Here is a 2,782-nt window from a genome sequence, read left to right as displayed (position 1 = left end):
GTGCCGCCTTCCTTCCCGGAATGGTCGATGATGAAGCAGACCTGGGGGATTAGGCCGGTGTCGTCGGGATCGACCAGCACCGCGCCCTGTTTGAGCTTGTTGCGGTGCTGCTCCAACACCATATCCGTGACCGACTGCATGAGCGGGTGCCCCGGATGGATGAGGTTTGCCATGGGAGCGCCCACCCGGTCCACTAGGCGGACTTGATCCTTATCGAAGCATACCCGCTCATAGCGCCGCACCACCGGGTCGATGTGGCGTCGGTCGCGGCCCGTGATCTGGCGGTCCCGCTCCCGGATGATGGCCGGGACGTGGGTGATTTCATAGCGCCCGGATTCCCGTGGCCGTAGCTCGCCGCCTAGCTGCTGGAAAGCCTGGGTGAAGAACGCCCGGATGAAATAGGGCTGGAGCTTGCGGGCCTCGGCCTTTTCCATTTCCTCCTTGACGGCGAACAGCCGCTGTTCGTCCATCACTTCTTCGCACAGGGCATTGCGTCGGATGATGGATTCCAAGTGATCGGTATCCAACGCGCCTTCGATCTTGCGGTATAGCTTGGCGCGAACTTCCGGGTCTTCGCCCATGCGGATCGCTTCGATCAGCAAATCTTTCAGACTGGTTTCCTCGAACACCTCGCCCAACACATCGAAAACCTTGCCCCTCAAGGTTTCGCGGGCGGCTTCCATCTTCTCGAACAGCCGCGCAAACACATCCCCTTCGCGGGTTCCGCTCGCCACCATGTTCCACAGATGGCAGACCTCGGTTTGCCCGATGCGGTGGATGCGGCCAAAGCGCTGCTCGATCCGGTTGGGATTCCAAGGGAGGTCGTAATTGACCATGAGATTGGCGTTTTGCAGGTTGACGCCCTCGCCCGCCGCGTCGGTCGCCAACAGTACCCGCGCCGCCGGATCGCTGCGGAACAACTCCTGAACCTTGCGCCGCTCTTCCCGCTTCACCCCGCCATGGATGATGACCACGGCCTCCTCGCTACCCATCAAGCCACGAATCTTGACCGCCAGATAGTTCAGGGTGTCGCGGTGTTCGGTGAAGATGATGAGCTTGCGGGGCCGGTTCTCGACGTCGCGGAATTCCGGGGTGTTTTGCAAGAGTTTCGAAAGCTCGTCCCACTTCCGGTCCAGACCGGAATGCACAAGCTGACGGGCCTGCTCTTCAAGCCCTTCCAGTAGGACGATTTCGGATTCCAGTTCTTGAATGGTTTGCGCGGCGGTCGCCTGATCGACGACGGCTTCTTCGAAGGTTTCGTATTGGTCCGACGATAGGGCTTCCGCAGACTCCCAAATGTCATCGGGCAAGCCGCTGAGATTGAGGGTTTCGGCAATGGACTGTCCGCGCTGGCGGAGCTTTTCTTCCTCCACCCGGCGCTTGAGTTTGTGGTGCCGCCGCTTAAGGGATTGGAAAATCGCTTCCGGGCTGGAAGCCAGCCGCCTTTGCAGGGCGGTCAGCGCGAACCCGACCGTGCCCCGGCGGCTGCCATCCTCCAGCCGGTCGGCCTTGTTCATTTCTTCCTTCACATAGCTGGTGACCGCCTCGTAAAGGGCCGCTTCCAAGTCGGAGAGCTTGTAATTGACGGTGTAGGCTTTCCGCTCGGGAAACAGGGGCGTGCTATCGAACTTGAGCAGCTCTTCCTTCACCATCCGCCGCATGAGGTCGGAAACATCGACCTTGTGGGCACCATCCCGGAACTTGCCGTAAAAGCGGTCGGCGTCCAGCAAGGACATGAAGAGTTGGAAATCCTCTTCCTTGCCGTTGTGGGGCGTGGCCGTCATCAGCAGAAAATGCCGGGCGATGGAGCCGAGTAATTCGCCGAGTAGAAAACGCTTGGTCTTGTTGACCTTGTTGCCGAAGTAACTGGCCGACAGCTTGTGGGCTTCGTCAACGACAACCAAATCCCAGCGGGATAGCTTGAGCTTTTCCAAAAGGCTCTCGTTGCGGGAAAGTTGATCGACGCGGGCCACCAGAAGATCGAAGTCATCGAACGGGCTTCCGCTTCGGGATAGTTCGGCTTGCTCGCGGGAGAACACGGTGAACGCCAACCCGAACTTCTCAAGCATTTCCTCCCACCACTGCTCGACCAAACTGCCGGGTGCCACGATCAAAACCCGCCGGGCGTCGGCACGGATCAGCAATTCACGGATCAACAGTCCCGCCATGATGGTCTTGCCAGCGCCGGGATCGTCGGCCAGCACATACCGCAACGGCTGGCGCGGCAGCATGGATTCGTAGACCGCTGTGATTTGATGGGGTAGCGGCACCACGTTGGAGGTGTGAACCGCCATCATCGGGTCGAACAGGTGGGCGAGGTGGATCCGGTATGCCTCGGCGGCGAGCTTGAGGGCGTCACCGGGCGCATCGAAAGCCCAAGGACGGCCTGCTTCGGCCAGGGAAAGGTTGGCTTCGTCGGTGCGGAACAGCATCCGTTCCAGAAGGCGACCGTCCGAAGTTTTGTAGTAGATGGTCAGCGCGTTGTCGCCCACCGGCTCGGTTGTCACCACGCGCACGACATCGTTGGGTTCCAATCCAGCGATGGCCGCATCCTTTTTGATGTTTTCCAGCTTGAGCATGGTTTCGGGGTTACTTTGAAACGATCATGGGCTGACTCTACTCGGCTTGAAATCGGCCTTCGGAGAGGCGGGTGCCAAACCCAGTTCTTGGTTGCCTGTGAGTTTTTGCTGGTGTGGGACTCTGTTGTCTAGGTCGTTTGCTATGAGTCCAAGCACCAGCCCTTTCAAAGTGACCTAAGCAATTGATCCGTCGAGACATGGGA

At 59.4% G+C, this 2,782-nt stretch carries 1 protein-coding gene; it reads right to left on the bottom strand.

From position 1 onward, the window contains the following. Window positions 1-2,579, bottom strand: a 2,579-nt coding sequence (locus ACXWUF_RS21565; RefSeq protein ID WP_458503402.1) for a DEAD/DEAH box helicase, incomplete at its 3' end; no start/stop codon positions are given. Between the last annotated feature and the right edge of the window lie 203 nt (window positions 2,580-2,782).

The sequence above is a fragment of the Methylomagnum sp. genome, from assembly GCF_054333355.1.
The sequence above is the reverse complement of the archived record's forward strand: the minus strand, read 5'-3'. Positions and strand labels throughout refer to the sequence as shown.